The organism is Blautia sp. Sow4_E7 (assembly GCF_052116245.1).
GTDB lineage: Bacteria > Bacillota > Clostridia > Lachnospirales > Lachnospiraceae > Blautia_A.
In genome coordinates this window covers 1-4,551 of record NZ_JBQKLL010000079.1, presented here as the reverse complement: position 1 = coordinate 4,551, position 4,551 = coordinate 1, and the positions used below count along the sequence as shown (strand labels likewise).

Genomic DNA, 4,551 nt, shown 5'->3' with positions numbered 1-4,551 from the left:
AATGGTCCGAATAGTAAAGTAACATAGAAGATGTATATAAACTCCACTCCATGAGAGAATTATCTCATGAAAAAAGGAAACTGTCTAAACGGTGGGTTATTCATCGCATACAAAATAAGAAAATGGCAAAAAGAAAACCTCCGTATGAAATAAATCATACGAAGGTTGCACTCGTTTACTTATACTATTGTTTAACCAGAGTTAGTTTTCTTCATAAAGTATTTCAGCGTTTTCTACTAACCATTCATAATTCTTTCTCCAAGACTCTCGCATACCTTGTTTGTTTCTCCAAATAGCTTCTGGTCCTGTAGTTCGTTCAAGATCAATTCCCCATACTCCATCGAATGGCTTGACAACTTGTGCAGTTCTATTTTTTCCACACTGATAGCACTTATTGATGTTATTCGATTCAAGTATCACTGCACAGTAATTTTCCATCGCACGTACTTTTAAAACAATTGATAATTTTTCAAGAAAAAAATTTTCATCAACATTATCATGCCTATTGATGATTACATATTTCCGATTTCCGTACTTTTTGATTTTTCTTGAATATAAAAGTGTCTGTACTTTCTCTGGTTTTAGAATATCCATTCCTTCGACCATAAAGAAAAACACATTATACCCGCCAACTTTCTTACGGAAAATCTGGTCAGAAATTTTTTCAGCTTCTTGACACAATGCTACACTATTTCCAATCCTGTAGCTGAGCTGCCACTTTTTATTTTCTGTTTCAACTTTGTTGCTGTTATCAATTTCCGATTTTCCTGCATCATTTGTAATCTCATATACATATAGTCCACCGGAAATATTGTGTTTGGCCGAATCACCACAAAGATTGATTGGACTCAATTGCCCACCATTCTTATTAAATCCAAAAACATAATTATTACTATTTGGCTCCTCCCCGTCTCCACCCATAGTCACAAGAGTATAACAGTTATTCTCAATGGCTCTTACTTTATTATACTTAAACCATTTATCATAAATAACATTGCCTCCTGTGCTGTTAATGATCAAATCTATTCCATATATGCCGTACATTCTACTAAATAATGCATGATTACAATCATAACAAATAGTCATTCCAATCAAATAACCCTTATACAAAATAGGATTAAAAATATCTCCAGCTATTTCTGGATACTGTTCAAACTCCAAACATGAACTACCACACATCGTGTGCTTGATGTACAAATTCAAATCTGTTTCACCCGGTAAAGGATTTGCATTTGCAAACACACTGAAAATGGTATCATACTTATCGTGGCTACTTACTATGACTGCCTTGCCAATTTGTTTACTCAACTCTAAACAATGAGCAAAAATATCATCCTGATCTTCAATCAAAGCTATGTCCTTATTCGTCATTTTACCTTCAAACGGAACATAACAATATTCAGGGAAGACGATGATATCTGCAGATGCCTTTTTCATAACTGGCAATATTTTTTCAAATGCATTTTTATTCTTTAGCTCATTTGTTTGCAAATACATCGCAACCTTAATAGATGATGCTTTCTCTTTTGTATTTATTTCTTCTATTTCTTCATTTTCATGATTTTCAATTACAGGATGAAAAGCCCTATTTAGAATATCTTTTAATTTTTCTTCCGCATCAGAAGCTTCGAAATCAATTTGTCCATGCATGATACGTACCAATTTATAACCATTCTCATAACAAGCAATATCTCTTGTGCTATCATAATACGCTCGTATCTCATCTCTGTTTATCGGAGAATTATCTTTTGCTTTCACATCACAGCATGCCTTTATCCATAATGAACGATCATAAAGAACATCAATTCCCTTATATGCTTCCAAAGAAATTCTCCGTGCCTCAGAAAAATGCTGACGCTCATCATATTCGATAATCAGTTTTTGGCTTTCACACACAAAATCACAGCGCAATGTAACATTCTTCTTTGCGAATGAAGTGTCTCCACGATATGATGATAGTGCGTCATAAAGATTTTTATAGATTCCATCAATCTTTTCTGGTGTCTTTAACCAAGGATAAGTTTTTTCACATACAATATCCCCATTAAACATTCTATTAAGAATTAATTGCAGTGCATTTTTCTGTTCAATTACTTGCTTTGCTGGAATAACAATTTTTTCTGAATCCATTTTATCATCACTAATCTGAGTTTGTTTCTTTTCAGTGTTAGCATTATTAATTTGCACTTTGGGCTCAATTGTTTTCTTTTTAGAATGAATCTCTTTCTTTATTTCTTTGGTCTTTATATTACCCTTTGAACTTCCACAATAATCTGTTTCAAAACCCAGTCTTTCAAAAAATCTTACCGTTTCCATTCCTCCACCAAAATCACTTTTTTTGATTTCCACACCAAAATGCTCTTGATAAGCCATTCCACGAATATGTTTTGCAGGAAGTTTTTTCCCATCATAAAGAAGAAATGTTGAACGAGGTTCAGGGTATTCTGGATTATTGACAAGAAATCTTTCAATTGCACGAATAACATCTTCTCTGGTAATTACAACCCAATTAAACTTTGCCAAAACAATCCCTCCTCACCTTATTATTGAATAAATAATCATACCATTCAATTATACCAAGGAATTCATTTTTCTTCCACTTCTTAGTTTTTCGATTTCTATGTTCCTATGTTGTATAAGGATTTCTCTCTTTCCGTATATATAAGGGGATATTATTTCTAAAGCAAGATACGCCTATGGATTCCCAAAACTCCATTTCATGGATTTTAGGTCATCCTTTTCGGCATACTTGATAGGGATTCCGCTCCCCATACCCTCGGAAAATCATCAGTTTTGCAATACTAATTGCATATGGATGATTGGCAACAGAGGTTGCAACACTTTTTCTCTGCAGGATATATCCGCAAGACACAAAGTGACATAATCTGTATTTCTTTTTTTACCCACCGGAAAAAAGGAGAGTGAATATATATGGCAAGACCCAAAAAGGAAGAGAAATTAAAACATAAAAACTACATAACATTAAAGCTTACGGATATTGAGTTGGCATGTTTAGAACAATCAGCCGAAGCCTTAAACATCTCAAGGGTAGAATATCTTCGAAATCTCATTTTAGAAAAGCCAATGATTTATAAATATGAAATCGTTGCGGATAATGAGCAGCTTAAGAAATTGAACGCAGAGATTGGCAAGATTGGTTCCAATTTGAATCAGATTGCAAAGCATCTGAATCAAGGTGGTGTTCGGTCTATGATTCTGCAGGATAGAGTTCATGAGTGTATCGACAAACTTTTTGATTTACGGCGGCAGGTAATGGAATTGTCAGGTGATTATTATGGCGATATTGAAGCACAAGACAAATAAGAATATGAACTATGGAGATGCATTGGACTACCTGCTCTTTCAGCATGATGAGTACACGATGAAACCAATCTTGGATGAACAAGGTCGAAAACAGCTTAGAGATGAATATTACATCGATGGCATAAACTGCGAACCTATGTTTTTTGAAAAAGAATGTGAAATGGTAAATAAGAAATATCACAAAAACTACCGATACGATGAGATCAAGAGTCACCACTACGTCTTAAGTTTTGATCCTTCGGATAAAACAGAACGTGGACTAACCGGAGAAAAAGCACAACAACTTGGTTTGGAATTTGCCAGAAAAAACTTTCCTGGTCATCAAATGTTAGTGGTAACTCATACAGATGGGCACAATCACTCCGGTAACATTCATGTACACATTGTTTTAAACAGTGTTCGGAAAGAAACGGTAGCAGAAGAGGATTTTATGGAGCGACCATGTGATCATAAAGCCGGTTACAAACATCATCAGACAAGAGCACTTCTCAGTCATTTACAGAAGTCCTTAATGGAACTATGCGAGCGGGAAAAGCTTCATCAAATAGATTTGTTATCACCTTCCGCATCAAAAATCACACAGGAAGAATATTGGGCACAACGCAGAGGACAAAAGAATCTCGATGAGATAAATAAACAAATTATCGAAGATGGATATATTCCAACCCAGACAAATTTCCAGACACAGAAGCAGAAGATAAGAGATGCTGTAGATGAACTTGCTGTAGTTTCAAAATCTTTTGAGGATTTCCAATCGCAGCTTTTTGAAAAATATAAAATCACTGTCACTGAGAAAAGAGGAAGATACAGCTATCATCTTCCGGAAAGAGAAAAGAATATCAGCGAACGTTCTCTTGGCACTCATTATGGTAAAGAATACTTATCAAACATTTATGGCAGTAGGGCAGTAGTAGAGATTCCAGATACCCGACCAACAAAGGATTACGATCCGAACTATGATTATCACGCGGATCCAATCGCTATCATATACATCCGATCAAATCTTCGTCTGGTTACAGATTTACAGACTTGTGTGAAAGCACAGCAAAGCCAAGTTTATGCACATAAGGTAAAACTAACAAATCTGAAACAAATGGCAGAAACCATCGTCTATGTACGTATATGGTAAATAACTGGTCCTCCCCAAAAAGATATGCCAGCCCAAAGGCTGGCATGGAGCTTTACCTTGATTTAGTTTTTCGACAGTGATCCGGCAGTTCTTCAGAC

Annotated in this window: 3 protein-coding genes; 2 read left to right on the top strand and 1 reads right to left on the bottom strand. The window is 35.3% G+C overall.

What is annotated here, in order from left to right; genetic code table 11:
- Positions 1-201: 201 nt before the first annotated feature.
- A complete protein-coding gene (locus ACTQ50_RS19045; protein WP_441485472.1) occupies positions 202-2,523 on the bottom strand; it encodes a nitrilase-related carbon-nitrogen hydrolase in 2,322 nt (773 codons plus the stop codon).
- 408 nt (positions 2,524-2,931) lie between these two features.
- On the opposite strand from ACTQ50_RS19045, the gene ACTQ50_RS19040 reads away from it, so the two are divergent.
- Positions 2,932-3,324 (top strand): plasmid mobilization protein, encoded by a 393-nt coding sequence (locus ACTQ50_RS19040; RefSeq protein WP_441485471.1) that lies wholly within the window; start codon positions 2,932-2,934, stop codon positions 3,322-3,324.
- Positions 3,296-4,453: a relaxase/mobilization nuclease domain-containing protein gene (locus ACTQ50_RS19035; protein ID WP_441485470.1), complete on the top strand. Its 1,158-nt coding sequence runs from the start codon at positions 3,296-3,298 to the stop codon at positions 4,451-4,453. Before ACTQ50_RS19040 ends, ACTQ50_RS19035 begins: the two co-directional genes overlap by 29 nt.
- Positions 4,454-4,551 lie beyond the last annotated feature (98 nt).